General features: G+C 56.0%; 27 protein-coding genes. 9 read left to right on the plus strand and 18 right to left on the minus strand.

Translation table 11 applies throughout. From position 1 onward, the window contains the following. The first annotated feature begins 10 nt into the window (after positions 1–10). The 4 genes from F8562_RS01130 to F8562_RS01145 are packed head-to-tail and all read left to right on the plus strand — an operon-like array spanning position 11 to position 3,499. Complete coding sequence (locus tag F8562_RS01130) at positions 11–538, plus strand: fimbrial protein (protein ID WP_163467593.1); 528 nt, start codon at positions 11–13, stop codon at positions 536–538. 12 nt (positions 539–550) lie between these two features. Beyond that, positions 551–1,054, plus strand: a complete 504-nt coding sequence (locus F8562_RS01135; RefSeq protein ID WP_014838900.1) for a fimbrial protein — start codon at positions 551–553, stop codon at positions 1,052–1,054. A 17-nt stretch (positions 1,055–1,071) separates the two neighbouring features. After that, on the plus strand, positions 1,072–1,977 hold the full coding sequence (locus F8562_RS01140; RefSeq protein WP_094909415.1) for a fimbrial protein: 906 nt from the start codon (positions 1,072–1,074) through the stop codon (positions 1,975–1,977). Continuing rightward, on the plus strand, positions 1,964–3,499 hold the full coding sequence (locus F8562_RS01145) for an EAL domain-containing protein (protein WP_179294850.1): 1,536 nt from the start codon (positions 1,964–1,966) through the stop codon (positions 3,497–3,499). Before F8562_RS01140 ends, F8562_RS01145 begins: the two co-directional genes overlap by 14 nt. On the opposite strand, the gene F8562_RS01150 is transcribed toward F8562_RS01145, so the two are convergent. Both F8562_RS01150 and F8562_RS01155 read right to left on the minus strand, forming a co-directional pair. Then, a complete protein-coding gene (locus tag F8562_RS01150; protein WP_014838902.1) occupies positions 3,478–4,806 on the minus strand; it encodes a 6-phospho-alpha-glucosidase in 1,329 nt (442 codons plus the stop codon). The genes F8562_RS01145 and F8562_RS01150 overlap by 22 nt on opposite strands. Positions 4,807–4,817: 11 nt before the next feature. After that, positions 4,818–6,350, minus strand: coding sequence for a PTS transporter subunit EIIC (locus F8562_RS01155; protein WP_014838903.1), 1,533 nt, complete (start codon positions 6,348–6,350; stop codon positions 4,818–4,820). A 259-nt stretch (positions 6,351–6,609) separates the two neighbouring features. Here F8562_RS01155 and F8562_RS01160 point away from each other — a divergent pair, with 259 nt between their 5' ends. Next, the gene (locus F8562_RS01160) at positions 6,610–7,308 is read left to right on the plus strand and encodes a GntR family transcriptional regulator (RefSeq protein WP_014229998.1); all 699 of its coding nucleotides are present in this window, start codon (positions 6,610–6,612) and stop codon (positions 7,306–7,308) included. Positions 7,309–7,400: 92 nt separating this feature from the next. Here F8562_RS01160 and F8562_RS01165 read toward each other — a convergent pair whose 3' ends face one another. The 4 genes from F8562_RS01165 to F8562_RS01180 all read right to left on the minus strand — a co-directional run bounded on the left by F8562_RS01165 (position 7,401) and on the right by F8562_RS01180 (position 10,719). Then, positions 7,401–7,739, minus strand: a complete 339-nt coding sequence (locus F8562_RS01165) for a DUF1869 domain-containing protein (RefSeq protein ID WP_014229999.1) — start codon at positions 7,737–7,739, stop codon at positions 7,401–7,403. Positions 7,740–7,747: 8 nt separating this feature from the next. Then, positions 7,748–8,080 (minus strand): DUF1971 domain-containing protein, encoded by a 333-nt coding sequence (locus F8562_RS01170; protein ID WP_014230000.1) that lies wholly within the window; start codon positions 8,078–8,080, stop codon positions 7,748–7,750. Positions 8,081–8,285: 205 nt separating this feature from the next. After that, positions 8,286–10,211 carry a putative bifunctional diguanylate cyclase/phosphodiesterase gene (locus F8562_RS01175; protein ID WP_014838905.1) on the minus strand — a complete coding sequence of 642 codons (1,926 nt, stop codon included), beginning with the start codon at positions 10,209–10,211 and terminating at the stop codon, positions 8,286–8,288. Between the two features lie 10 nt (positions 10,212–10,221). Next, positions 10,222–10,719, minus strand: a complete 498-nt coding sequence (locus tag F8562_RS01180) for a molybdopterin-dependent oxidoreductase (RefSeq protein ID WP_014230002.1) — start codon at positions 10,717–10,719, stop codon at positions 10,222–10,224. A gap of 303 nt (positions 10,720–11,022) precedes the next feature. Between F8562_RS01180 and shiA the strand changes: the two genes are divergently transcribed. Both shiA and F8562_RS01190 read left to right on the plus strand, forming a co-directional pair. Next, positions 11,023–12,348, plus strand: coding sequence for a shikimate transporter (gene shiA, locus F8562_RS01185; RefSeq protein WP_014230003.1), 1,326 nt, complete (start codon positions 11,023–11,025; stop codon positions 12,346–12,348). A gap of 18 nt (positions 12,349–12,366) precedes the next feature. Then, the gene (locus tag F8562_RS01190) at positions 12,367–13,098 is read left to right on the plus strand and encodes a lipoyl protein ligase domain-containing protein (protein ID WP_014230004.1); all 732 of its coding nucleotides are present in this window, start codon (positions 12,367–12,369) and stop codon (positions 13,096–13,098) included. Here the strand turns inward: F8562_RS01190 and F8562_RS01195 are convergent. Further along, positions 13,091–14,008, minus strand: a complete 918-nt coding sequence (locus tag F8562_RS01195) for a LysR family transcriptional regulator (RefSeq protein WP_004852363.1) — start codon at positions 14,006–14,008, stop codon at positions 13,091–13,093. The genes F8562_RS01190 and F8562_RS01195 overlap by 8 nt on opposite strands. Positions 14,009–14,120: 112 nt before the next feature. Between F8562_RS01195 and F8562_RS01200 the strand changes: the two genes are divergently transcribed. Beyond that, a complete protein-coding gene (locus tag F8562_RS01200; protein ID WP_014230005.1) occupies positions 14,121–14,510 on the plus strand; it encodes a tautomerase family protein in 390 nt (129 codons plus the stop codon). Here F8562_RS01200 and F8562_RS01205 read toward each other — a convergent pair. From F8562_RS01205 to F8562_RS01230, 6 genes are all read right to left on the minus strand, one after another. Continuing rightward, on the minus strand, positions 14,507–15,511 hold the full coding sequence (locus F8562_RS01205) for a LacI family DNA-binding transcriptional regulator (RefSeq protein ID WP_014230006.1): 1,005 nt from the start codon (positions 15,509–15,511) through the stop codon (positions 14,507–14,509). The two genes, F8562_RS01200 and F8562_RS01205, sit on opposite strands and share 4 nt — an antisense overlap. A gap of 123 nt (positions 15,512–15,634) precedes the next feature. Continuing rightward, positions 15,635–16,576 carry a sugar phosphate isomerase/epimerase family protein gene (locus tag F8562_RS01210; protein WP_014230007.1) on the minus strand — a complete coding sequence of 314 codons (942 nt, stop codon included), beginning with the start codon at positions 16,574–16,576 and terminating at the stop codon, positions 15,635–15,637. Further along, entirely contained in the window at positions 16,573–17,022 is a 450-nt protein-coding gene (locus tag F8562_RS01215; protein WP_014230008.1) for a PTS sugar transporter subunit IIA, read from the minus strand. The genes F8562_RS01210 and F8562_RS01215 overlap by 4 nt, the downstream gene beginning before the upstream one ends. Positions 17,023–17,045: 23 nt before the next feature. Continuing rightward, positions 17,046–18,056 carry a Gfo/Idh/MocA family protein gene (locus F8562_RS01220; RefSeq protein ID WP_014230009.1) on the minus strand — a complete coding sequence of 337 codons (1,011 nt, stop codon included), beginning with the start codon at positions 18,054–18,056 and terminating at the stop codon, positions 17,046–17,048. Positions 18,057–18,077: 21 nt separating this feature from the next. Further along, the gene (locus F8562_RS01225; protein ID WP_094909414.1) at positions 18,078–19,502 is read right to left on the minus strand and encodes a sugar porter family MFS transporter; all 1,425 of its coding nucleotides are present in this window, start codon (positions 19,500–19,502) and stop codon (positions 18,078–18,080) included. A 380-nt stretch (positions 19,503–19,882) separates the two neighbouring features. Beyond that, positions 19,883–20,614, minus strand: a complete 732-nt coding sequence (locus tag F8562_RS01230; protein WP_014838906.1) for an HPP family protein — start codon at positions 20,612–20,614, stop codon at positions 19,883–19,885. A gap of 185 nt (positions 20,615–20,799) precedes the next feature. Here F8562_RS01230 and F8562_RS01235 point away from each other — a divergent pair, with 185 nt between their 5' ends. Then, a complete protein-coding gene (locus F8562_RS01235; protein ID WP_014838907.1) occupies positions 20,800–21,909 on the plus strand; it encodes an adenosylhomocysteinase in 1,110 nt (369 codons plus the stop codon). 364 nt (positions 21,910–22,273) lie between these two features. Here F8562_RS01235 and cobS read toward each other — a convergent pair whose 3' ends face one another. From cobS to sbmC, 5 genes are all read right to left on the minus strand, one after another. Further along, a complete protein-coding gene (gene cobS, locus F8562_RS01240) occupies positions 22,274–23,014 on the minus strand; it encodes an adenosylcobinamide-GDP ribazoletransferase (RefSeq protein ID WP_014838908.1) in 741 nt (246 codons plus the stop codon). A 70-nt stretch (positions 23,015–23,084) separates the two neighbouring features. After that, a complete protein-coding gene (locus F8562_RS01245; protein WP_004852374.1) occupies positions 23,085–23,297 on the minus strand; it encodes a bifunctional adenosylcobinamide kinase/adenosylcobinamide-phosphate guanylyltransferase in 213 nt (70 codons plus the stop codon). A gap of 193 nt (positions 23,298–23,490) precedes the next feature. After that, positions 23,491–23,826: a DUF496 family protein gene (locus F8562_RS01250; protein ID WP_004103624.1), complete on the minus strand. Its 336-nt coding sequence runs from the start codon at positions 23,824–23,826 to the stop codon at positions 23,491–23,493. Positions 23,827–23,994: 168 nt separating this feature from the next. After that, positions 23,995–25,053 (minus strand): FUSC family protein, encoded by a 1,059-nt coding sequence (locus F8562_RS01255; protein ID WP_094909413.1) that lies wholly within the window; start codon positions 25,051–25,053, stop codon positions 23,995–23,997. Between the two features lie 98 nt (positions 25,054–25,151). Continuing rightward, positions 25,152–25,625, minus strand: a complete 474-nt coding sequence (sbmC, locus tag F8562_RS01260; protein WP_014230015.1) for a DNA gyrase inhibitor SbmC — start codon at positions 25,623–25,625, stop codon at positions 25,152–25,154. Between the last annotated feature and the right edge of the window lie 117 nt (positions 25,626–25,742).

A 25,742-nucleotide genomic window follows, 5' to 3' on the forward strand; every position in this document is an offset into this window, starting at 1 on the left:
GGAGACCATGATGAGAAAAACCCTGTATCTGCTGAGCGCCCTCGTATCGCTGGCGGTCAACAATGCCAGCGCGGCGGACAGCACCATCACCATCAGCGGCTACGTTCGGGATAACGCCTGCGCCGTGGCGGGTGAGTCGAAAGATTTTACCGTCGACCTGATGGATAACGCCGCGAAGCAGTTCCATGCGGTTGGGGCGACCACGCCGCTGGTGCCGTTTCGTATCGTGCTGTCGCCCTGCGGCAGCTCGGTTACCGCGGTGAAGGTCGGCTTTGTTGGCGTTGCCGACAGCATCAATACCGACCTGCTACAGCTCGACGGCGGCGCCTCAGCGGCGGCAGGGATGGGCGTGCAGATCCTTGACGCGCAGCAGACGGCGCTGCCGCTCAATGCCGCATCGTCAGCGATCCCCTGGACCACGCTGACCCCCGGCCAGACCAAAACGCTGAACTTTTACGCCCGGCTGATGGCCACCCGGGTGCCGGTGACCGCCGGACACGTTAATGCAACCGCAACATTCACGCTTGAATTTCAGTAACCGGAGGCGCTGATGAACCCGACCTATTCCGGATGGCTGCTGGCCGCGATGCTGGCGGCGTCCTCCCCGACGCTACAGGCCGCCGACGTCACCATTACCGTTAACGGCAAAGTGGTGGCCAAACCCTGTACCGTTTCCACCGTTAACGCTACCGTCAATCTCGGCGATCTCTATACCTTTAGCCTGGTTTCCGCCGGCGCCGCTTCGCCCTGGCACAGCGTGGCGCTCACCCTGAGCAACTGCCCGGTCGGCACGTCGCGGGTCACCGCCAGCTTCAGCGGTACGGCGGACGCCACCGGCTATTACAAGAACCAGGGTACCGCCGGCAACATCCAGCTTGAGCTGCAGGATGAGGGCGGCACCACGCTGAACACCGGCGCGAGAAAAGAGGTACAGGTCGACGACGCCACCCAGTCCGCCAGCTTCCCGCTACAGGTCAGAGCGCTGACGGTCAACGGCGGTGCGACGCAAGGAACTATTCAGGCGGTGATTAACGTCACCTATACCTACGCCTGAGCCAGGAGAACAGAGTAATGAAAAAGATAATCACCCTGCTGTTAACGCTGCTGCTGGCGGGCTGGTCGCTTAACGCCTGGTCGTTCACCTGTAAAACCGCCGCCGGGGTGACAATCCCCATCGGCGGCGGATCGGCGAACGTTTACGTGAACCTCGCGCCGGCGGTCAGCGTCGGGCAGAACCTGGTGGTGGATCTCTCGACGCAGATTTTCTGTCATAACGACTTTCCGGATTCCATGATCGACTACGTAACGCTGCAGCGCGGCTCGGCCTACGGCGGGGTGCTGTCGAGCTTTTCCGGCACCGTCAGGTATAACGGCATCAGCTACCCGTTTCCAACCACCAGCGAAACGGCGCGTATGACCTATAGCTCCATTGTTGATAGCCCCTGGCCTACCGTCCTCTATCTGACGCCCGTCAGTAGCGCAGGCGGCGTCGCCATTTCCGCCGGGTCGTTGATCGCGGTCCTGATCCTGCGTCAGACCAACAACAAGGATAACGACGACTTCCAGTTCGTGTGGAACATTTACGCCAACAACAACGTCGTGGTGCCAACCGGCGGCTGCGACGTTTCTGCTCGCGATGTGACGGTGACGCTGCCGGAATATCCCGCATCCGCCGCCATTCCGCTGACGGTTTACTGCGCGCAAAACCAGAATCTCGGCTATTACCTCTCCGGCACCACGGAGAACGCGGGCAACTCGATATTTACCAATACCGCCTCAGCGTCCCCTGCCCAGGGGGTGGGCGTTCAGCTGACGCGTAACGGCAGCGTCGTACCCGCCAACAGTACGGTGTCGTTAGGCAACGTGGGCACCTCGGCGGTCAGCCTCGGATTAACCGCCAACTACGCGCGCACCAGCGGGCAGGTGACCGCGGGTAACGTGCAGTCGATTATCGGAGTGACTTTTGTTTACGAATAATCTCCCGCCCCCCGGCGGCGGGCGGCCGCTCGTCGCTATCCTGTCGCCCTGTTCGCTGGCTGCCGAGGGGCTGAGGGGGATAATAGCGAAGGGAGGAGCCCGGCCCGTTGTGCTGCCCACGGAGACGCCGCCCCTGCCTGCCGGCGTTCGCCGCGTGGTGGTTTTTCTCCCGGAAGGCCCCGCCGGGCTACTGGCAACCCTGAAGCGGGCCGCCGCGCTGCTGGCGCGGTCCACCACGCCGCTGCCCATGCTGTTCCTGAGCCGCAGCCCGGCAAGCTGGCTGTGGCCCACCCTGGTGCATCAGGTCGCAGACCGGCGTTTGCTTACCGCCGTACGGGCCGCCGCTTCCGATTTGCCGGTCCCCTGCCTGGCGGCGCTGCTGCGCGACGCCGTGCTCGAAGAATACCCCTCTCTTGAGCAGCTGGCAGAGGATGAGACGCGAGCGCTCGGCAAGCGCCCCGCCGGGATCACCCGGCCAGAGCTGGACGCTATCCTCGGTTTACTCTGCGGCTACCGCGCCAGCGCTCAGGCTCAACGCCGCGGCATCAGCCACAAGACGCTCTACAATCAAAGAACCGCAGGATTAAAAAAAATGGTGGAACACCACCCTGAAATGGCCGCCCGCTTTCCCGGCAGTCAGATAAGAGACCAGAAAAGCGAGAGCATCGCCGCCCTTTCCGCTTTCGAGCGTGAACTTGTCCATGCGATCCACAGCCGCCAGATTTTTCCGGTATTTCAGCCCATTACCGATGAACACCATCAGGTAAAGGGAATGGAGATCCTCTCCCGCTGGAACCGAAACGGCAGCGTGCTGGCTGCCGGCGATTTTTTACCGCAAATACGCTCGGAATATGCCTGGCTGGTGCTCACCGCGTTTGTCCTTCAGGAAGCGGTGCAGAATATTAATCAGCATTCCGGCGAGTGTTATTTCGCCGTGAATATTCCCGCCGCCGTCGCCGGCAACGAGAACCTGCTTCGCATGATGGAAACCGCGCGCCAGCAGCTGCGTCAGCCGCACAGGTCGCAGAGGCTGGTGCTGGAGTTTGCTGAAAATACCGACCTCAACGGTCACGGCAAAATCGCCGAAAATATCGCCCGCCTGCAAAAGCGCGGCTTCCCTATCATGCTTGATGACTGCTTCTCGCAAAGCAGCGTAATGTTTCCGGTGCGCACGATGAGATTCAGCGCTTACAAGCTGGATATGAGCATCGTCAACGATATGCAGCGCGATCCGCACGCGCTGGCGCTGATCAGAAGCCTTATCTTCTACTGCCAGCTGACCGGCAGCCGCTGTATTGCCGAAGGCGTAGATAGCCTGGAGAAATTCAACAAACTGCAGGCGCTGGGAGTCGACCGCTTTCAGGGCAACTACCTCTCGGCGCCGGTTGGCAGGGAGAACGTGGCGGAGCTTCTTCAGCCGCTTTCGGGCGAGGCGGAGCATCGCTCCGCCATCGCGGTACCGGTAACGCCCGATGGAAAACATCGGGCATTGGCGACACTTCAGCGCAGCTCCGGCCAGTAGCCACGGTTGGCGACGATCAGTTCATCAAGGATAGCTTTTGCGACCGAAGCGCTGGGTACCGTTTTGGACAGGGTCATCGCCTGCCAGAGCTTCTGATAGCTTCCTTCAACCCAGGCATCGACCACCAGTTTTTCAACCGCCACCTGCTGCTCCATCATCCCCTTTTGAAACAGCGGGATCTTACCCATCGCCAGCGGCTCGGGGCCATTAACGCCCACCAGGCAAGGCACTTCAACCATCGCGGTATCGTCAAAATTCGCGATAGCGCCGTTGTTTTCCACAATCAGCAGCATTCTCTCCTGGGTGTTAAAGGCGATGGCGCAGGCGAGGTCGACGATAAAGGTCGCATGCGCCCCGGCATGGAAATGCGCCTCTTTGGCACTTTGCCGGGCGACGATCTCTCTGGCCATATCAAACACCTCCTTCTCTCTCCCCGCCATCACTTCATTGGCGCGAGTAAAGTCAGGGTCTGAATGGGCAACCTCATAGTCGGCATAAAAATAGTACTTCAGATAAGTATTGGGTAACGTATCGGTATCCAGCGCAAAAACGTCCTTCACCTTTTTGAAGGTCTCAATCCAGCTCGGCGCTTTATGCTGAAAATCCTCTTTCGGACTGCAATAGCCCAGCTCGGCAACGTGGTTTTTTAACGCCGGCATTAAATCGTTGCCGGCCTTATCGGTAATGCTGGTCCACCAGCCGAAATGGTTGAGGCCAAAATAACGGACGTTCATCTCTTTACGCGATTTCAGCCCGAGAATATCGGCGAATAACCCTTCAATAGCCACCGGCATATCGCAGATATTAATAATTTTGGCCGTCGGGCGTAGCCGACGCGTGGCCTCGGCAACGATCGCCGCCGGATTGGAATAGTTGAGCATCCACGCGCCCGGCGAATACGTTTCCATGTAGTCAACCAGCTCAAGGACGCCGGCGATAGAGCGCATACCATAAGCGATACCGCCCGGGCCGCAGGTTTCCTGGCCAATCACGCCATATTTAAGCGGAATTTTCTCGTCTTTCTCGCGCATCTCATAGAGGCCGACGCGAATATGCGCCATCACGAAATCGACGCCCGTAAAGGCTTCCTGCGGGTCGGTGGTGAAGCTAAAAGCAACGTGCGGATAATGTTCAGCCACCAGAATCGCACAGGCTTCGCCAATCACGCGCTGGCGATCGTGATGATTATCATAGAGACGAATTTCGCTTAACGGAAACCTGTCCATATTTTCCAGCAGCATCATAACAATCCCTGGGGTATACGTACTGCCGCCGCCGGCTATGGTCACAACGAATTTATTTTTCATCTTCCACCTCATTATTCATGTACATCTAAATAGCGATTCACGGCATTACGGATTTTATTAACCCCTAAACCATAAATAACCTGAACGTGATTGCCTTTGATAATGACGCTGGTACCGCCGCTGGTCTTCAGAATGTGTTCCTGAATTAATGCGGGGTCCCGCACGTCAACCCGAAGCCGCGTAAAACAGTTCTCGACCGAACAGACATTTTCTTTGCCGCCAAGGCCCAGAATGACCTGCTCGCCGGAAGCCCTGTCAGGCGCGCTTACGCTTGCCGGTTGGTTAGCCCCCTCCCCCTGCTGCTCCTGGCCCGGTGTACGCATTTTGAAACGCAGAATCAGAAACTTACCGATATAAAACATCGTCGCGGTTTCCATTAAACCCAGCGCGACAAACACAGGCCAGCGCGTGAGGTGCGCTCCCGCCGGAATGTTGTAAACAATAAAATCGATAATGCCGTTGGTGGCGCAGACCCGCACATCCAGCAGCCACGCCAGCATCTGGAAAAAACCGTCCAGTAATGAATAAACCAGCCATAGCAACGGTGCGGTAAAGATAAATAAGAACTCAAAAGGTTCGGTGATCCCCACCAGGAATGAAGTCACAATCAAAGGAATCAGCGTGATTTTCAACTTTTGCTTATTTTCCGGCCTGGCGGTTGTATAAAAGGCCAGGGCCATTCCGGCGGTACCGAAAATTTTCACCATGCCGTAGGTGAGAAATCGCGCCGAGTCGCTTAACGGCCCGGCGCTATGGGCAATTTCAGCGAGGAAAATCGGTTTTGCCCCCACCACCGTCTGGCCATCAATCAACAGCTGTCCGCCAATGGAGGTAAAGACAAAGGGCGACCAAATCAGGTGGTGTAGCCCGGTCGGGATAAGAAAACGATTGAGAAAACCGTACAGAAAAACGCCGGCGGCGCCGAAGGTTTTCATCACCCCGGTCAGCGCCGATATGCCGTGTTCAACAATCGGCCAGACGTACACCGTGGCGATGGCAAACACGCCGACCAGCGGGATCATTACGATCAGAACCAGCTTGCTGTTGCCGTAGATAGAGAAGGCGCCGCGAAACTCAATGTCGACAAACCGGTTGTGAATAAAGGCGACCGCGCAGCCAAGGATAATGCCAAGAAACACGCCCATATCAATGACCTGGAAGCCAAAAATAAAGGTTTGTCCGCTGCCGTAGAGCTGCGCGTTGCTGCTGCCGGCGGCCAGGCGCTGCGTCAGGGTTAGCCAACTATTATTCGCCGCCAGGTACATAAACCAGGTCATTGCGGCAACAAAAGCCGCTTCCGCTTTTCGGGTTTTTGCCAGCCCGCCGGCCAGCCCGAGGCAAAAGAAGAAGCCAAGATTGTTCATGATGGCCCAGAGCATGCTGGAAACGTATTTCCCCAGCAGATAAAGCGAGCTATCTTCCGCGACCCAGATTTTATTGGTTGTCATACTAAACAACGCAATCAGCAGACCAATAACCGGCAGATACAAAACCGGCCCAATCATGGCCTTCGAAAAATCCTGTAATTTTTTTACCCCGATCATCCTCACCCCCTGTCCCGCACATCGGCCGTCAGCGCCCGATACATGCGTTTCAGCCTATGCGCCGGCAGACATAATTCAGAGCGGTGAAATCGTCATCTGTGATGAAAGTCATATCTCTCTTGCGGCAACAGATATATAAGTAAAAGCAGATAAATAGATGACAGAGACAAAACAACGCCCCACAATGATAAAAGTATGTTAATTATTAACAAGATAAAATGATAATCCGCTGACAGAACACACCACGAGAAATCTATAAGTGATATATAAAACAATCGCAGACAGGCTAAAAAATCGCATCAATAGCGATGAATTCGAGGTGGGAGATGCGCTACCGAGTGAAAAAGCGCTGGCCGGGGAGCTGCAGGTCTCCGTCATGACCCTGCGCAAGGCGCTCACGCTGCTGGAAAGTGAGAAGCTGATCGTCAAACGCCACGGCAGCGGTTCATACGTGGCGCGTAAGAGCAATTATCGCGGCGGGGAACTTGACGGCTTCAACTACCAGATGCACATCGGCGGCGTCACCAACTATCGCAATAAGGTCATTGAGTTCACGATGCTTGATGCGCCTTTGGCTATCGCACAACAGTTGAAAATTGAGCCGGGAGAGAAGGTCTATTACGTCAGACGCATTCGGATGATTGACGACGTACCTATTCTGATTGAGAACAGCTATATACCGGTGGCGATTTTTCCCTGGCTAAGCGTTGGAAATCTGGAAAGATCGAAATTTAACTATTTCAAGAAAGAGTGCAATATCACCATCCTGGAGAGCCACCGCAGCTATACCCCGGTTCTGGCCACCCGGGAGCAAGCAGAGCTCTTACAGGTTCCACAAAACAGCCTGCTGCTACGGGTGCAGTCGATCAGCTATGCCCATAACAATACCATTGTTGATTTATCCGATATTTACCAGAATACCAACAAATACAATGTTAAACATATTACGCGCCGCTAAATACCGCGGGATACGGCTGACGCAGGCCACCGAGAGCCGTCCAGCGTCAGCTGACGATAGACGACAGCTGACGATTCTGCGTCGGCAAACGACTACCAGCCGCAGACGTTAGTCTCTTCGTCGGACTCGTAGCCGCGGACAATATTAATCAGATCTTTTACCGCATCGGCCGCCGTCTGCGGATCCTGCAGCTCAGCCAGAGAAGCAAACTCGCTATCGACCGAGACGCCGTTATTATTGTTGGTCACCGTCAATATAAATCCCTTTCCTCCGGCGTTTTCCACCGACAGCGTGGAAATAAGCTCAGCCACGGCCTGGGTGGCGATATCAGGGACATAAAGGGCCATCGGTTTAAGATACACTTTTTCTTTTTTATCTTTATTATTCCCGTTGATCGCCGCTAACGAATAGCCTTTATTTTCACTGTTCATCATATTACCTATCCCTCAATCAGAATGTCAGGGTCAACGTAAAAATCGACGTTAAAAACGGTATCCTCGGTTAACGCCTCGATGCGGTGCCACTTTTCGGGCGGAAAAACGCCAAATTCACCTTCGGCAATGGTCAGGGTTTCCACCGGTTCCGCGCTGGTTTCATCGGCATATCCGAAATAGCGTATCGCCCCTCGCATCACCGACAGGCGCGGATAGACGCCCTGCCGGGTACCGGCATCCAGATGCCGCTTCCAGATTGAGGCCGGCGCCGTCCGCTTCGTCCACAGCGGCGTGCTCCGGGTATGCACATAGTGGGTAGGAATAATGATTCGCTGCATGATTTTGCCTCTCTTAACGCACCACATATACGGTCGAAAATGGGAAAATATGTTGCATATGATATACCCCTTTTAATCATTACGGGTATTATTTTTTACCGATGCGCTTTCCTACCCCTTATTGTACTCATTAGGGATTAGATCTATTCAAAAATAAATATGGGCGATTTTAGATAAACTAAAACCGCCCATATTAAAAGGCAAATTACTTATTTTCAGGTGAACTGAGCGGTCCTGGTTTACCGATTAAATACCCCTGGACCAGGTCACAGCCTAATTTGCGTAAGGACTGCAGCTGCTCTTCTGTTTCGACACCCTCGGCCACGATGCGCATATGCAGGCTTTTACCCATGCTGATAATCAGCCGCACGATATCGAGGTCATCTTTCTGATCGGGAATGTTAATCACAAAAGAGCGATCGATTTTTATCTTATCGAACGGGAAGTAGCTTAGCCGCGATAGCGAAGAATAGCCGGTGCCAAAATCATCAATGGAGATCTGCACCCCGAGCTCGCGCAGCTGGCTCAGGATCTCGAGAGAACGGGTATTTTCGTTAAAGACGTCAGACTCGGTAATTTCCAAATCCAGCCGATACGGATCCAGCCCGGTTGTTCTTAAGATGGTTACCACGGTATCGGTCAGTGAATTGTTCATTAACTGAACCGGCGACACGTTAACCGACACTTTGAGCGGCGACGACCAGCTGGCGGCCGCTTCGCAGGCGGTTCTCAGCACCCATTCGCCCAATTGATTAATCAGGCCAATCTTTTCCGCTACCGGAATAAATTCGGTCGGCGGGACGCTGCCGCGCAGCGGATGAAACCAGCGCACCAGCGCTTCGTAGCCGTAGATTTCACCGTTCATGGTGTCGGCTATCGGCTGGTAGTAAACCCTGAACTCACCTTTGTTCAGCGCCTGCATCAGGTCATCTTCAAAGGATTTATTCTCCTGCTGGCGCTGAAGCAGTCCGGGACGGAATACCTGAACGTTGCCGGAACCCTCTTTTTTCGCTTCATACAGCGCCAGGTCGGCACATTTGTATAAATAGTCGGTACGGCTTTCCCCGTCAGAGATGACAATCCCGATACAGGCGCCAATCTGGATCAGCGAGTCGTAAATCTGATACGGCTGGCTGATCTTTTCCCGGATCACCTTCGCCCGCTCCAGCGCCATCTCTTCGGTTAAATCATGGGAAACCAGGGCAAACTCGTCCCCTCCCAGCCGGTAGAGCGTTTCTGACGTTTTGCGAAAAAAGGAGAGACGGCTGGCCAAATCCTGCAGCAGCTTATCCCCGGCATCGTGACCCTGGGTATCGTTGACGTCCTTGAAATTATCCAGGTCAAACAGCATCACGACCGCCGAGCCGTTATAGGGCCGCACCTGATTGACGACCTCCTGCAGACGTTGCCAGAAAGAGAGACGGTTGGGCATCCCGGTCAGCGAATCATGATAGGCATCGTACTGCAGACGGCGGTTCTGCACCTGAAGCTTTTCTTTTGAGGCCTGCAGGTCGGTCGCCAGTAATTTCATCCGCACGTGGGCGCGACGCAGGGTGTTATTCTGCTTCAGCATCAACAGCCCGAGCGTGATACAGAGAACAATCAGCAGAATGGAAATCGCCGAATAGATGTAATAGAGATTTTGTATTTTATCGTGGGTCAGATTAACCAGATTAAAATCCTGGGCGAGCGAGGTGGACGCGAGCGAGGTCAACGGCCCGTCCAGGGTACTCATCTCCTGCAGCATCAGCTTCAGCTGCGCTGTCGTCATGGTGTCCAGCTGCTTATCCAGCCGGCCCAGAAGATCAATCAGGCTGTTAACTATCGCCTTACGGTGAGGATCTTTGCCGATAAACTTTCCCAAATCACCCTGCTGCAGCAGCGCAATCTGGCTCATCATAATTTCCAGACGCAGGCGCACCTCATCGTGGTCGCTTCCCTTCACCCCCAGCCCCATCGCGCTGAGTCGCGCCTCGAGGCGCATGTACTCGGAGACTATCTGGGAAACGGACCACGAATCAGTATAACGGGTTAATTTTTGCAGCTCACTTTGCCGCTCATGCACCAGATAAGTTATGTAACCGGTCACAATGAAGAGCGACAAAATAATGGCAGTGAGTATTCGATTCAAGATCAAACCCTTACTCAATTATAATCTTCGAAACCTGCCATGCCGAACGGGAATAATAAATCTGATTCTGCAATTCCGGGCTACTGTCGTAAGGATAAACAATAAATAAGGGCCCTTTATCACGAATGCGCATATATTCGCCGTTCATTTTTAAAGCCAAAATTACCGGAAATTTATGAAAGTCGTCCAGGGGGACAATGGTGGTGTAATCGTTGAGCGCCAGCACCCGGGCCGACTTGCCTTTGGCGCCGACTAAATCCATGAGTTTACTGAGGGAAATGCCGTCAAAGCGGACCTTTCCCGAATACCATGGCGTGGTCGTCACCAGCGTTTCCATCCCCAGCTTTTCTAATGCGGCGACATCAAAAACGGCGGTATCGCCCTCATTCGTATTAGTAATCAGGCCGGAAATAGTTAAAACGGGTTTGCCGACAGGCGCTGGCAGTTTTTCTGCAAAAGCGGAAGGCGAAACCATGACACAAAATAAAGCTGCAAAAATTAAACGCATTTAACTCACCCTTCCGAAATTGGAGACTTGTTAATTGTAAACCATTTAAGTCATTTCTTAAAAGGTGTCCCCGTTGGGTTCAAAAATTAAAATTAAAAACAATAAGCGAAGTCCTAAGCTCGCATTCTGAACGGGCTACAAGGGCGTTCATCCCCTGGCGAAGCAAACGCTTTATGCCTTTAAACGCCCAGAGCAGGTAAAAATCTTTTCACATGCCCTTCTGCGCGGTAGTCTCAGGACAGGCGCGAATTCGGAAAGCGTCTCATTCCAATAATTAAAAACTCAGCAACAGACAGGACAGGTATGGACTCAACGTTAATTTCTCAGCGCCCCGGCAAGGAGGCATGTTCACTCAACCGCGCCCGCAGAGCGGCCTGGGGCAGCTTCGCCGGGGCCGTGGTCGACTGGTACGACTTTCTTCTCTATGGCATCACCGCCGCGCTGGTATTTAACCGGGAATTTTTCCCGCAAATCAGCCCGGCGATGGGTACCCTCGCCGCCTTTGCCACCTTCGGCGTCGGCTTCCTCTTCCGCCCGCTGGGCGGCATTATCTTCGGCCATTTCGGCGATCGCCTCGGGCGCAAACGCATGCTGATGCTGACGGTATGGATGATGGGGATCGCCACCGCCTGTATCGGTCTGCTGCCCTCCTTCAACCAGATTGGCTGGTGGGCGCCGGTTCTGCTGGTCCTGCTGCGCGCCGTCCAGGGCTTTGCGGTGGGCGGCGAATGGGGCGGCGCGGCGCTGCTGGCGGTAGAGAGTGCGCCGAAAAATAAGAAGGCGTTCTACAGCAGCGGCGTGCAGGTGGGCTACGGCGTCGGATTGCTGCTCTCTACAGGGCTGGTGTCGCTGATAAGCTCCTGCACCACCGATGAACAGTTCCTCAGCTGGGGCTGGCGTCTGCCGTTCCTGTTTAGCGTCGTGCTGGTGCTGGCGGCGCTCTGGATCCGCAACGGCATGGCGGAATCTGCCGAATTTGAACAGCAGCAGCGCGAACAGCAGCTGCAGCCGAAGAAAAAGCGGCTGCCGGTCGTGGAAGCGCTGTTCCGCCATCCGGGCGCGTTCTTAATGATTATCGGCCTGCGCCTGTGCGAGCTGCTGACGATGTATATCGTCACCGCCTTCGCGCTTAACTATTCCACGCAGAATCTCGGCCTGCCGCGCGAGCTGTTTCTTAACATTGGCCTGCTTGTCGGCGCCATCAGCTGCCTGACGATCCCCTGCTTCGCCTGGATGGCGGACCGCTTTGGCCGTCGCCGCGTCTATATCACCGGGGCGCTGATCGGCACCCTCAGCGGCTTCCCGTTCTTTATGGCGCTCGAAAGCCAGTCATACTTCTGGATCCTGTTTTTCGCGCTTATGCTGGCAAATATTGCGCACGATATGGTGGTTTGCGTTCAGCAGCCGATGTTTACCGAAATGTTTGGCGCCAGCTATCGCTACAGCGGGGCCGGCGTGGGGTATCAGGTTGCCAGCGTTGTCGGCGGCGGTTTCACGCCGTTTATCGCCGCCGCCCTGGTCACCTTATCCGGCGGCGCCTGGCATAGCGTCGCTATCTACTTGACCGCAGGCTGCCTGCTCTCCGCCCTTACGGCGATGCTGATGAAACCCAGCCGCCATGGCGAATAGCGTCGATAAGGAGAAATCATGATTCAGGAACCCTGCTGGCCGCTGCGCTTTAGCCACCAGCAGCTACCGGTTGGTTACTTTGCCGATCCCACCCTTGCCGAGCAGCCGCTGTTTGCCCGGGCGGGCGACGGTGAGGCGGTGGCTCAGCTCTGGCAGGCCCCGCAGGGGTTTGTGGTGCCCGGAAGCTACCGGAAATTTGCCGAACTCCCGGCGGTGAGCGAGCAGTTCGCCGGCCAGGGATGGCCGGTCTGGCAGCGCCGCTCCGGCGGCGGGCTGGTGCCGCAGGGGCCGGGAATTGTTAATCTCAGCCTGGCCTGGCCGGTCTATCACTCGCTGGGCGAAGCCGCAGAGCCGATTTATCTTTTCCTCTGCGGCCTGTTGCAGCGCACGCTGGCGACCTTTGGCGTGGCCAGCCACTGCCGGGCGGTCAGCGGTTCATTTTGCGATGGTCGCTATAATCTGGCCTGCGGCGAGGGCGAGCATGTGCGAAAAATAGCCGGCACGGCCCAGTACTGGCGACCAATGGCGGAAGGCCAGGGCCATGTGGTTCTCGCGCACGCGGTGGTATTGCTGGATGCCGACCTGGCGGCGGCTCACCGGGCGGCCAATGATTTCGAAGCCCGGCTTGGCAGCGGGCGGGAATACCGCGCCGATAAAACCGTGACCCTGGCGGAGCTGGTTTCAGAAGGCGCCGATTTGATGCCCCGCTTTCGCGAGGCGCTGACGCAGCAGCTGGAAAATATCAGCTGAAGGTCGCCTTCAGATAGCGGCTAAACGTCTCTACCGCCCGCGATACGCGCGGCGTGTAGGGGCGAATGACGTACAGACTTTCCGCAAACGCATCCACCGGCCGCCATCCCGGCAGCAGCTCCTGAACCAGCCCGCGGCCAATCGCCTCCCTGGCGCTAAAATCCGGCAGTAAGGCAACGCCCAGCCCCGCCAGCACCGCGTCGCGCAGGGATTCGCTGTTATTGGTGGCAAACGGCCCCTGCACCTTCACGCTCACCCGCTCGTCGTCGCGCTCAAAGGTCCAGTGCGGGCTTTGCGGCCCGCGCGGGTAGGTCAGGCATTGATGCTGACGCAACGCGTCAGGCGAATCGGGGCGGCCAAAGCGGCGAATATAGTCCGCCGAGGCGACCACCAGGGTAGCCGTACGGCACAGCGGCCAGGCCACGTGGGTCTCCGGCAGCAGCTCGCGGCGACAGTGGCGAATAGCAAGGTCGAACCCCTCGCTGGCGAGCGACACCAGTCGGTCGGTCACCTCCAGCTGGAGATGAAGCTGCGGATGCTGGTGCAGAAAAGGGGTGATGGCCGGGACCAGCTGCTGACGTGAAAATGCGACCGGCGCGGTCAGGCGCAGCGTACCGCGCAGGGGGCCGCCTTCCTCGTCGCAGGTGCCGGTAAAGATCTCGCGAATCTGCCCAAACGGCTCGTTCAGCTCCGCCACCAGCCGCAGACCATCTTCGCTTAAGGTCACGCTGCGGGTGGTTCGGTGCACCAGAGTTTTACCGGTAACCCGCTCCAGCTCGCTAATTTTCTGGCTGATGGCGGATTTGCTGACCGCCAGCTTTTCCGCGGCGCGGGTATAGCTTTTTTGCTCCTCCAGCACCGTAAGCCAGTACAGGTGGGTCCAGTAAATTTCCGGGCGGATCTCGCGCATAGTAATTGTTCACAGGTAAAAACAATGAGTTCAAATATAGCGGTTTTTGCCGGCTTCAGCACGGGTTAGCATCTCTCTCACTAAGGTAACCCGACAATAAGGACCATCTGCTATGCCATTACTGACGTTTGATATCATTGAAGGACGCAGCGAAAACGAGATCAAAACCCTGCTGGATGCGGCACATCGCGCCGTGGTGCAGGCGTTCAAGGTGCCAGAGCGCGATCGCTACCAGATTGTTCACGAAAACAAAGCTCATCATATGATTATTGAAGATACCGGGCTGGGGCTGACGCGAAGCCGGGACGTGGTGGTGGTGAGGGTATATACCAGCCCGCGCAGCGAAGCGCAGAAGCAGCTTTTTTATGCCACCCTGCAGGCTGAGCTCCGGGAGCACTGCGGGCTGAGCGGCGATGACCTGATGATCTCGGTAATCAGCAACCACAAAGGGGACTGGAGTTTTGGCTGCGGCGTGGCGCAGTACATCACCGGCGAACTTTAGCCCTGGCGGCGATGGGACTGGCGCACGATGGGTTCCCCGGTGCGCCAGGTCGCCGTCGGCCCTTCAGCTGCATCGATGAGCCGATTCAACGCCTCTTCCACCAGCCGCTCGCGCCGCTGATCGTAAGTAGTAAGCTGCCATTCTGGCGCCGCCGCTTCATCGATATTATCGAAACCGACAATACCCATCGTTAAATCGCGCTCGCGCAGCGCCTGAAGCGCGCCTATCGCCAGAATATCGTTTTCACAGAACAGGGCATCCACTCTTTCGCCTGCGGACGTCGCGTCCAGATACTCGCTCATCGCCGCATATCCCCGGGTACGTAAATACTGTCCGGCAACCAGCAGAGTATCAAGCCGGCAACCTGCCTGCTCCAGCGCCGCTTCGTACCCTTCCATCCTCATTAAATGGTGCGAGGCGGTATCCGGCCCTTTCATATAGCCAAAAGTGCGATGCCCCTGCGCCAGCAGCAGTTCGGCAAGCTGTTTTCCGGCAATCCAGCCGTCAATATTGACCACCTGGATTTCCGGATGATCGGTATTACGGCCAATCTGCACCAGCGGAACGCGATGAATTTCAGTGGCAATCGCGATGAGTTCCGGCGTCAGGACCGTGGCCATAAACAAGATACCATCAACCTGGAGCTGGTAAGCCAGCGCCATCGCCGTGCGGGTGTTTTCTTCGTCGGTAACGTTAATCACCAGCGCCATGTAGCCGCGATTCTGCAGCTGGCGGGTCACTTCGTTAAGCAGTAGCACCATATTGGGATTGCGCAGCTCGTCTACCGCCACGCCGATAATATGCGTTTTCTTTTGCGTCAGGCTACGCGCCAGTAAATTTGGTCGATATCCCAGAATATTAGCGGCTTTCATCACCTCTTCCCGGGTTTTGGGCTGGATAGAAGCCCCGGGGGTAAATGCCCGGGAAACCGTCCATTTGGAGACGCCAGCCAGTAACGCAACGTCGCTGGCGGTCGCTTTTTGTCGTTTAGGGGCGCTCATACTCGGTTTTAACGTTCCTGATAAAAAACATCCAATAGAACGTAAAATACAGCAAGATAAAATCCGCTCAACAAAAAACGCGCCGCGTTCTCCCGCCCCCCGGAGGGAAAACGCGGCCCGTTATCACTGACTTAATGTGGCGTTGAGGGCATCAATCGACGTCCGTAGCCCTGCTTCAACGCTCATCGTCAGGTCCTCCATCTCCAGCGACACATAACCGTTATATCCGGTCATGCGCAGCACCGAGAAGAACTCTTTCCACCACTTCAAATCCTGTCCACAGCCTACCGCCACGTAGTTCCAGGTGCGGGTTTTGGTCTGCGTAACCGGCTGGTATTCCAGTAAGCCGTCGACATCCGCCAGCCCGCGTTCAATACGCGCGTCTTTGCCGTGGACGTGATAAATCACCCCTTCAAGCTTACGGGCTGCGGCAATCGGGTCTGCCCCCATGGCGATCAGATGCGACGGATCGAGATTCATGCCGATGATGTCGCCAACCGCCTCACGCAGGCGCAGCAGCGTGCTCGGGTTGTAAACCAGCTGGCTGGGGAATTCCTCGAGGGCAATCTGTTCGATGCCGTATTCAGCCGCATGGCGGGTAAAAGCCTGCCACCAGGGAATAGCAACCTCGTTCCACTGGTAATCGATCACGCCTGGCATATAGTCCGGCCAGGAAACCGTCGAGGTGATCCAGTTAGGGATTTTATCGTCCGGCCCGCCGCCCGGCAGGCCGCTCATCATGACTATCTTTTTCACTCCCAGCTTCGCCGCCAGCTCGACGGTACGGTAGCTGCTGGCGGTGTGCTTCTCGCCAAGGGCGCCGGGGGCCAGCGGGTTACCCGAACAGTTCAGCGCGACGATCTCCATGCCGCGCTTTTCCAGCTCGCCGCGAAACGCCGCCAGCGCTGCCGGAGAAGCCAGCAGTTCTTCAGTTTTAACATGCGGACAAGGCGACCAGCCGCCTGCGGTCATCTCCACGCCCTCAATGCCGTACTGCTTGACGCGATCGAGCATTTCCGGGAACGCCAGGCCGGCGAGAACATCGGTACAGAGTGCCAGTTTCATATTCTATCCTTCTTAAATGAGTGTCCTTCGAGGATCTGCATAAACGCGTCTTTGCTGTCGGCGCTGGCCAGCAGCGTGGTTTTCACTTCGTCATCAAGCAGGTCTGCCAGATCCGCTATAACATCAATGTGTTCATTGTTTTTTGCCGCCACGGCGACCACAAGGAAGGCCACTTTACCCTCCCCCCAGCCCACGCCATCCGGAAACTGAAGCAGCTGGAAACCGGTTTGCCGCACCAGATCAATACCCTCCTTGCTGCAGTGGGGCATGGCGACCCCCGCCCCGAGCCAGGTAGAGAGCGCCTTTTCGCGCTCCACCATTGATTCAAAAAAACCCTCGCTGACGTAGCCGCTGGCCTGCAGGGAATCCGCGGCAATACGCAGCGCCTTTTTCTTTGAATTCGCCCGACAGCCAATAAAAATATCTTCTGGTTTCAGAGTTAACATGCGCCTCTCCCTTCGTTAATGGGTCAGCGGTAGAGCGCCGGACACTCCGGCAGAGAGACGGCGTGCTTTTCGCCATCCTTCAGCGACGCCAGGCCGGCATCACATACCATCGCCACGACAAATCCGTCCCACGATGATGGCCCGCTCATCTCCGCCCCCAGGTTTACCCGGTCAACGAAATTCTGCACCTCGCGATCGTAGGCGGTGGCGAAACGTTCCATGCAGGTTTTGGGGATAGCGCGGCTATAACCCTGCGCCGAACGGACGGTGGTAAGTGCCTGTTCGGTCAACGCGCTGATGGCATTTTCGCCAATCACTTCACAGCGAATGTCGTAGCCGTAATCGCAGTTAACAAACAGCTCATCATCAATACGTACGCCGGATTCAGTTTCAAAAATCACAATCAACGGATCCTGCAGATGCGCGCAGGCTCTGCGCGTTTTCTTCTGCGGTTTATCGACGCGCACCGAAACGATATTTTCGTTAAGCAGATAGCGGATAATATCGATTTCATGGGTCGCCGAATCGTTAATCGCCATCTCCAGGGTGTAGCTCTCCGGCACGGAGGCGTTGCGATGGGCGCAGTGGATGAGCAATATTTCCCCCAGTTCACCGCTATCCAGAGTGGCTTTTAGCTGGTTGTACCCCGGGTCGAAACGGCGCATAAAGCCCAACTGCAGCATACGTTTGCCGTAGGCTACTTCAGCATCAATAATCGCTTTGGCTTCATTCGCGGTCGGGGTTAGCGGCTTTTCGCAAAACACCGGTTTACCTGCTTTAATGGCCGCCAGAATTTGTTCTTTATGTACCGGGCCAATAGAGCAAATAAAGATCGCATCCACGTCGTCTGATTGAATCATCTCGACTGCATCGTAATAGGGCTGAGCGCCATATTCGCGGGCAATAGCGTCGGTCACATTACGATTGATATCGCAGACGGCGCTGACCCTGGCGTTCTGGATAACCGTCTGGAAACGCTGGAGATGGTCGCGCCCAATCATACCCAAACCAATTAAACCGATATTAACTGTCATATATTCCTCCACGTTGCTAAATCAGAATCTGAATTTTTGTTCAATTTGTTCGAGGGTTAACCCGCGGGTTTCCGGCAGGAACTTCACCAGCAGAATCAGCATTATGACGTTGGTAGCCGCGAAGAAGCCGAAGGTCATTCCGCCGCCGTAGCTGTTGAGTAAAATCGGGAAAATAGACTGAATGATGAAGTCAAATATCCATAAACCGAATACCGCAAAACCCATTCCCAGACCGCGCATCCGCAGCGGGTAGATTTCCGCGAGCATCAGCCAGAACACCGGTGCGATCCAACCCTGCATAAAGGTCAGGAACACCAGCATCAGGGCGAGAATGATGTAGCTGGCACCGGTAAAGTTGGCGTGCAAGCCGCTGACGCCATCGACGGTTTCCATATGGAAGAAGAGCTTGAACGAGAGGCCAATCAACACCAGGCTAAGGGTGACGCCGATCTGTCCGGTAAAGAACATTTTCCGTCGGGAATGCCTGCCAATTAACAGCATCCCCAGTAGCGTGGCCAGAATAGAGACGACGCCATTAGCCACGGCGCCGGTCACCGCCGCCGCATCGCTAAGTCCGGTGGCTTTCAGCACCGTCGGCGCGTAGTACATAATGGTATTCACGCCGGTTACGCGCGTTGCCAGCACAATCATCAGGCCGATCAAAATCAGCTGCAGTACCCATTTTCTCTTCAGCTCGTCAACAAATCGGCCATGGTTGATGCCAATCTGGCTCACCTGCTGGATATCGCGGATCTCCTGCTCCACCTCTTCGGGCCGACGAATCGTTTTCAGCACCGCAACCGCTTTGTCTATTTGCCCCTTACGCACGAAGAAGCGCGGAGACTCCGGCATTACCAGCATACCAATCCACAGCAGCGCGCCGGGCAGCGCCGGAATGGCCAACATCAGCCGCCAGTTGTGCGACATGTCGGGATAGAAATTGACAATGGAAGCGTTGACGGAGTAAGCGAGAAACTGCCCGGTGACGATCATCAGTTCGTTGACCGTCACCAGCCGTTCACGCTGCGCGGGTCGCGCCAGTTCGGAAATATAAATCGGCACCGTCACTGACGCACAGCCAACCGCCAGGCCAAGAATAAAGCGGGCGATTATCATCGACGACATATCCCAGGCGACGGCGGTACCGAGGGCGCCAAAGATAAAAATCACCGCCACCCACAGAATATTTTTCCGCCGTCCCTGTCGGTCGGACAGCCAGCCGCCGCCGACAGAGCCGATTGCCGCGCCGAATAATAAAAACGATGTCACCAGCCCTTCCTGCAGAGGAGTGAGGCCAAGATCGTTTTTCATGAAAATCAGCGCGCCGGAAATAACCCCGGTGTCGTAGCCAAAGCACAGTCCACCGATGGTTGAGACGAGGGTTATTAATCTGATTTTCTTATCATTATCTGTTTTACGACTTTCAGTTATCACATGATCGGTCATTTTGTTGTCCTGTCAGGGATGAGCGTTCTATCGTTTTGTTTTTATGAATAAAAAGATCACATTGCCGATCCAGATACGGCAGATTCTGGCATCAGGAATACATTTGCACCTTTTTGCACCCGGGTGCATTATTTAACAACTTGTTATACTCCACCGGATTAAAAAATCCATAACAAGTTATTTTGAAATATTCATTTCGTTAAGGGCGTCAACTTTTTGCTCATTGAATGGCCAATTTTGTCGATCGCAGTCACGATCCGCAGAGCTTGTTGCTTTCGGGGGGAGAAAAATGCCTGGTTCAGGCTAATGGCCGGGGAGGAAGGCAATAAAAAGGGGAACCCGTGGGTTAATCCGCGTTCCCCAGAGAGCCGAAAAGCTCATCAGGATTGCCGGGCGCTGGCGATACGCTGTCTGGCTTTTTGTTCAATATTTTCCAGCAGCTCCTGCACGTCGTCTTCATCGATATCGAGAAACTGGCCGTCCAGCAGGGCCGCATGAATATCATCGCGGGTCACCGACAGGCCCAGCGGTACGGCTTTGGCCTTTACCTCTTCCGCGGCCAGCGGGTGCGGGTAGCGTCGTCCCACCAGGTTGTTGAAGACGATGGCCAGCAGCGCCAGCATCAGGGAATTGAGCAATACCGGCGTCAGAACAAAGTGGTAGCCTTCACTCTGCACCCCCGCCCCGCCGAGGATCGCCGTTAACGCCACCGCCCCACCCGGCGGATGCAGGCAGCGCAGGAAATACATACCGGCGATCGCCAGCCCCGCCGCCACGCCGCAGGCCAGCGCCAGGTTCGGGATCGCCATTCCCACGGTCACGCCAATCAGCGCCGAGAGCACGTTGCCGCCGACAATCGACCACGGCTGGGCCAGCGGACTGCTCGGGACGCCAAACAGCAGCACTGCCGATGCGCCCATTGGCGCGATAAACCAGATATTGACCTCGCCTAACAGCCAGTGGCTGAACATGCTGGTCACCGCCAGTCCCGTCCCGGCGCCGAGAGAGGCCAGAACAATATGTTTTCTGGCAACCGGCAGGGCGTGCGGCTTGAGGCGACCGAGGAAAATGCGGATCCGCGAAAAGAGCGATCCGGGTAAAACGCTTAACATCGTGTAGCTCGCTTACGTCATAATAAGAACTTATGTTTCATTTTCTTTTTTTAACCTTATTTTAACAACCATGTCTTTGTCGTGGCTTTTCGTCATTCATTTTGCGAATGTAAAAACGGCGCGCGCTACGTTAAAATCCCCTCACCTCTGGGTATCAGCATTCTATGGATTGAAGGTCAAACACGTTGAATAACAAGATAAAATTAGAGAAAGAGATCGCATGGGCCAGTCAGAATATGCCGCGCACCCTGCGTCAGGTCGCCGCCCTGCCGGATCTCAGCCAGGTGCGTCTCGCCTGCTGTATGCACCTCGATATGAAAATGATCCCCCTGGTACAGGGAATTCTGGAGAAAGGGGCGAAGGTTTTTCTTACCACCTGTAACCCAACGACGGTGCAGGATGACGTGGTCGCCTGGCTGGTGGAGCGCGGCGCGGCAGCCTGCGCCTGGCGGGATATGAGCGACGCCGACTGGCAGCAATCCTGGGAAAAAGCGATTGCCTGGCAGCCGACGCATCTGTGCGAAATGGGCGCGGATATTACCACCCTACTGCATCAGCGCGGGGAGTTTGGCAACATCGTCGCGGGCCTTGAGGCGACCGGCTCTGGCGTTAGCCGCCTGGGCGATATTCGCCCCGGCTACCCGATTTTTAACTGGGATGATTTGCCGGTAAAAGAGGGACTGCACAACCGTCATATGGTCGGCCTGACCGCCTGGCACACCTTTTTCCAGACGACCCACCTGACCCTGCATGAGAAAAAAGTGCTGGTCATCGGCTATGGTCTGGTTGGCCAGGGCGTAGCGGCGGCGGCGAAGGCCTTCGGCGGCCAGGTGATGGTAGCGGAAATCGACCCGGCGCGGAGACTACAGGCGGCCTACGATGGCTGGCACGTCGTTGAATTACAGGAGGCGATTGCCTCCGCGGACGTGGTGGCCACGGCGACCGGCGGTAAAAAAGTCGTTAACCGCCAGGCGCTGGATAAGTCCAAAGACGGGGTGTTTATTCTCAACGTGGGTCACGTGGCGGAAGAGATTGACTGTGAGTACCTGCGCCAGTTCCGTCATGAAGAGGTCATGCCCTATATCAACGCTTACCGGATGGGCGATAAAACCGTTTATCTGATGGCGAACGGTTCAATGCTCAACCTGACCGCGGGCTTTGGCGATAGCCTGAACGCCTTTGATGTGACCCTGGCGGTAATGGCCAGCGGCATTCAGCATATCGTGACCGACGGCATGACGGCACCGGCGGACGTTTACCTCCTGCCACAGAGCGTATGGCAAAAAGCGCTGTAAGCACGTGCGCTGAATAATTTTCCCGGAGGCGGCGCGCTGCGCCTGTCCGGGCTACCGGCCCGCAGACAGCGGTGGACTTGTAGCCCGGCTAAGCGCAGCGCCATCGGGAAGAAACCACGCCAATCCATCACTCCGGCACATTCCCCGCAGGCGGCGCGCTGCGCCTTGTCCGGGCACCGGCCCGCAGACAGCGGTGGACTTGTAGCCCGGCTAAGCGCAGCGCGAGCCGGGGAGAAACCACGCCTATTCATCACTCCGGCACATTCCCCGCAGGCGGCGCGCTGCGCCTGTCCGGGCACCGGCCCGCAGACAGCGGTGGACTTGTAGCCCGGTCAGCGCAGCGCCACCGGGAATAAATCAATGCCTACAGCAGGGCCAGCAGAAATATGACTTCGCCCAGCTCAATCGCCGCGCCTAATGTGTCACCGGTTTGCCCGCCCAGGGTACGCTTCAGCGCCTGACCCAGCGCCCAAACCAGCACCAGAGTGATAAGCGCCGCCCGCAGACCGTTGACCCCGAGCAGCAGCGTCGCCAGCGCCAGCGCGATCCCCATGGTAATCAGCATCTGCCGCAGCGTGATTTTGCCGATAAATAAGTTGCCCAGCCCCTCTTCCCGGGCGTAGCGCTGACGATACATCAGCAGCACCGCCATACCGCGGCCGACGGCGCAGGCGGCAGCCAGCGCGGCAAGCGCCGACGTGCCGCGCAGCGCCACTTCGCTGACCACCAGCACTTTGGCAACCAGCACAAAAATCAGCGCCAGCCCGCCGTGAGTGCCCAGCCGACTGTCGCGCATGATTTCCAGCATCCTCTCGCGGCGGCGGGCGGAAAAGATGCCATCGCAGGTATCCGCCAGCCCATCAAGATGGAACCCGCCGGTCAACAGCGCCAGCGCCAGCACGCCGAGCAGCGCGGCGAGCGGGCCGCCGCACCACGGCTGCAGCAGCATCACAACGGCGCCAGCAATCGCCCCCAGCAGCAGCCCCACCAGGGGGAATGTGATGATACTGCGTTGATATTGTTCAATTTCCAGCCCCTGGGATAAACGCGCCGGGACCGGCAGACGGCTGATAAATGATAATGCGGCAAAAAAAGACTTAATCATTGAGTGATGACTCCTGTCGATAAACCCCGCGGCAGCGGTTATTCACGCCCGCCACCGACCGTGACCTGACTTATCCGCGCGGCTGCCGCGCGGAGAAAGCCTGCCCACGTTCTTCCAGCCGCCAGTGGGCAAGCCGGGTATCACGGTGGTGTTGAATGCGCGCGGCCATTTGGTTGTCGGAGAGCCGGGAGGTAGCGATGAAGATCGCCGAAACGAAAGAGTTGAGTAAAGATTCGGCGTCACGGCGTTGGCCGCTAAGCGCGTCGCCGGTCATCAGTATCATCGCGGCGGCACCTGTTGCAGGGACAGCATGAGATAAACCCTTCCGATATCAATATGTTTACGGCGGAAGTATACCAAATTCCTGGGTAAAGGTTCAGCGTCGCGCGGGCGTTTTTGCTAAGGAACTGTGAGGTCACGCAAGAGGAAGAAGAGGAACTCCGGCAGCGAGCGCCGCCGGAGCGCATTAACGGGGCTTACTCGGCAGATTTATCTTCGACTTTCGCTTCGCCCATCGCTTTCAGCTTTTTAGAGATATCGCGACGTTCTTTGGAGATCTCGGCGTTTTTGATGATGTAATCGTCAACGCGATCTTCGTAATCGCTTTTCATGCTGGCGATGATGCCCTGAATAGCTTCAACGCTCATGCCCGGCTTGATGTAGTCGCTCAGGTTGTCCAGCAGCAGTACGCGCTTCTGGTTATCACGGATCTTTTTCTCAACGTCCTGAATTTCACGCTGCAGTTTGTTCTTACGACGGTACAGGCGAACAAACTCCAGTACGTCCTGGAAAGAAGGCTTAGTTGTTTCCATTTTTATACCCCTAATATTTGAGATTCGGATTCGCTAAAGCGACTGCTACATAGGGCTAACATAACTGTTAGCAGCCGCTGATGACAATGTTTTTTCCTTTGCCGTTATCATAACCCTAAACGCTGCTGAATCGAAGCAAGCGATGGAAAAACCACGTGAGTCTGGTCTTTATTTACGCAACGCACGGCAGATTAAATGCGACAGCAGTTCGAGCTGGCGCGCCAGCTCGATAGTTAACCAGACATAACCGTGAATGGGCGTTTCGGAGAAATTGTCGTCCTGCTGCTCTTTGATGAGCTGGCGCAGTTCGGCAACGATTTCGTTGAGCTTTTCATTGTTGGCAAGAATCGGCTGCGGATTGCCCTCATACAATGCGTGGGCGATAGTCAGCAATGTTTGCTGGGTCATTTGCTGAGTTTCGCGCAGCGTATGGGCGTTAAGCATCACGAAGTGGCCGGGACGCGACGCCCAGTAGGCGTTGATTTGCAGCTCCAGCATGCACACCAGGTTACGGCTGACGGTCTGGATCGCCTCAAAGATGGCCTTCTGGATATGCGTCTCTTTGCTGGCGGGGGTAATTAATCCGCGCATTTTCACCACATCGTTAAGCACCTTCTGCATATGCTTTTCCAGACGCGGACGCTCAACGAGGTTCGGCGAGAAGCCCGCCTGATACAGACGGTTGAAGGCGGTGACGTAGCTGGCCATCTGGATACGCCAGTGCAGAAAGGCCCGCTGCGGCCAGATACCGGTAAACAGCATCGCCAGCAGGGAGCCGAAGATAACGTCGCCGCTTCGCCACAGCGCGGTGGTCATATCACCCGGCGGCGCGCCGACCACTACCGCCAGGGTGATGCCGATCAGCAGCGCCTGGTAGGGCTTTTTGCCCAGCGCCAGCCAGCCGCAGAGGAACATCGCCACCGCGCACCACAGCAGCATAATGGGCAGAGAGATAAGCTCCAGCTTGAGCGCCACCAGCCCGAGCGCCGAGCCGAGGATCGTGCCGCCGATACGTTCAAACGCGCGCGGTACGACGTTTCCCCAGAAGGAGATAGGCCCCATCACCACCACCAGGGTGATGAGGGGCCAGGTGCCTTCAGGAACGTTAAGCAGGCGCACCAGCACAAAGGTGAGCACAAAGGCCAATGCTATTCGCACGCCATGGACGATGCGGTAATGGCGATACAGCCGAATTTCAAATGGCTTAAGTGCTTTATCCGCGCGCACAACCTACTCCGACACAACGAAAAGGCCAATTGTAACTGCTTTTTCGCCGCAAGCATCACGCGAATGTAATAAACCTTGTCAAACGAAGGGACAATGTTCTACTTCACGGCCGGCTCGACCGCGACATACATATCAATATCCCAGTAGCCGTCCTGGTTACCATCGTTAAGATAGACTTCAAAACAGGGCTTCATCGCCATCTGATGGGTTTTGCTTTCCATCAGGCTCTCGAAGAACTGGTACCACGGCGTCGCAAAGTCAAAATTCTCGACTCTGGCACGGGCAACCGCATAATCCCCGCCGGCGATTTCGGTCATCATCACGCCTTCGCTACCCTCAGGAATCTGGTAGTCGTCCGCCACCGTGACGGCGGTATCGCAGCGCAGCTTTTCCGCCGGGACTTCGTCCGGGTTGTCGTAGTAAACGGCCACCCACTCCTGCGCCGGCACCTGGCTGTTATCGACCCACATCATCAGCTGTTCAAACCCCTGTTTTACCGTCTGCTCCCAGGGACCGACCAGATGAAAACCAGCAATTTTCTTCTTGCCTACGGATTTAACGTTATAGTCCATGCTGCCTCCACTGTTGATAAAATACTGTATGTATATACACATAAATTAGCAGTACTATCACCCACAGTATGTGCGGCAATTCACAAATCCGCGCGGCAAGAAGATGAAAAAATCGCC

The sequence above is a fragment of the Klebsiella sp. RCJ4 genome (assembly GCF_009025755.1).
Classification (GTDB): domain Bacteria; phylum Pseudomonadota; class Gammaproteobacteria; order Enterobacterales; family Enterobacteriaceae; genus Klebsiella; species Klebsiella michiganensis.

What these genes read in the sequence shown, in the direction of transcription:
- F8562_RS01195 (WP_004852363.1), bottom strand. Translation starts at nt 14,008, where the DNA reads ATGCGCGAGATCCGCCCGGAAATTTACTGGACCCACCTGTACTGGCTT.
- F8562_RS01220 (WP_014230009.1), bottom strand. Translation starts at nt 18,056, where the DNA reads ATGACAGTTAATATCGGTTTAATTGGTTTGGGTATGATTGGGCGCGAC.
- F8562_RS01140 (WP_094909415.1), top strand. Translation starts at nt 1,072, where the DNA reads ATGAAAAAGATAATCACCCTGCTGTTAACGCTGCTGCTGGCGGGCTGG.
- F8562_RS01200 (WP_014230005.1), top strand. Translation starts at nt 14,121, where the DNA reads ATGCCATTACTGACGTTTGATATCATTGAAGGACGCAGCGAAAACGAG.
- F8562_RS01150 (WP_014838902.1), bottom strand. Translation starts at nt 4,806, where the DNA reads ATGAAAAATAAATTCGTTGTGACCATAGCCGGCGGCGGCAGTACGTAT.
- cobS (WP_014838908.1), bottom strand. Translation starts at nt 23,014, where the DNA reads ATGATTAAGTCTTTTTTTGCCGCATTATCATTTATCAGCCGTCTGCCG.
- F8562_RS01215 (WP_014230008.1), bottom strand. Translation starts at nt 17,022, where the DNA reads ATGTTAACTCTGAAACCAGAAGATATTTTTATTGGCTGTCGGGCGAAT.
- F8562_RS01155 (WP_014838903.1), bottom strand. Translation starts at nt 6,350, where the DNA reads ATGATCGGGGTAAAAAAATTACAGGATTTTTCGAAGGCCATGATTGGG.
- F8562_RS01135 (WP_014838900.1), top strand. Translation starts at nt 551, where the DNA reads ATGAACCCGACCTATTCCGGATGGCTGCTGGCCGCGATGCTGGCGGCG.
- F8562_RS01130 (WP_163467593.1), top strand. Translation starts at nt 11, where the DNA reads ATGAGAAAAACCCTGTATCTGCTGAGCGCCCTCGTATCGCTGGCGGTC.
- F8562_RS01190 (WP_014230004.1), top strand. Translation starts at nt 12,367, where the DNA reads ATGATTCAGGAACCCTGCTGGCCGCTGCGCTTTAGCCACCAGCAGCTA.
- shiA (WP_014230003.1), top strand. Translation starts at nt 11,023, where the DNA reads ATGGACTCAACGTTAATTTCTCAGCGCCCCGGCAAGGAGGCATGTTCA.
- F8562_RS01250 (WP_004103624.1), bottom strand. Translation starts at nt 23,826, where the DNA reads ATGGAAACAACTAAGCCTTCTTTCCAGGACGTACTGGAGTTTGTTCGC.
- F8562_RS01245 (WP_004852374.1), bottom strand. Translation starts at nt 23,297, where the DNA reads ATGATACTGATGACCGGCGACGCGCTTAGCGGCCAACGCCGTGACGCC.
- F8562_RS01170 (WP_014230000.1), bottom strand. Translation starts at nt 8,080, where the DNA reads ATGCAGCGAATCATTATTCCTACCCACTATGTGCATACCCGGAGCACG.
- F8562_RS01165 (WP_014229999.1), bottom strand. Translation starts at nt 7,739, where the DNA reads ATGAACAGTGAAAATAAAGGCTATTCGTTAGCGGCGATCAACGGGAAT.
- F8562_RS01230 (WP_014838906.1), bottom strand. Translation starts at nt 20,614, where the DNA reads ATGTTAAGCGTTTTACCCGGATCGCTCTTTTCGCGGATCCGCATTTTC.
- F8562_RS01180 (WP_014230002.1), bottom strand. Translation starts at nt 10,719, where the DNA reads ATGCGTTTAATTTTTGCAGCTTTATTTTGTGTCATGGTTTCGCCTTCC.
- F8562_RS01225 (WP_094909414.1), bottom strand. Translation starts at nt 19,502, where the DNA reads ATGACCGATCATGTGATAACTGAAAGTCGTAAAACAGATAATGATAAG.
- F8562_RS01210 (WP_014230007.1), bottom strand. Translation starts at nt 16,576, where the DNA reads ATGAAACTGGCACTCTGTACCGATGTTCTCGCCGGCCTGGCGTTCCCG.
- F8562_RS01205 (WP_014230006.1), bottom strand. Translation starts at nt 15,511, where the DNA reads ATGAGCGCCCCTAAACGACAAAAAGCGACCGCCAGCGACGTTGCGTTA.
- sbmC (WP_014230015.1), bottom strand. Translation starts at nt 25,625, where the DNA reads ATGGACTATAACGTTAAATCCGTAGGCAAGAAGAAAATTGCTGGTTTT.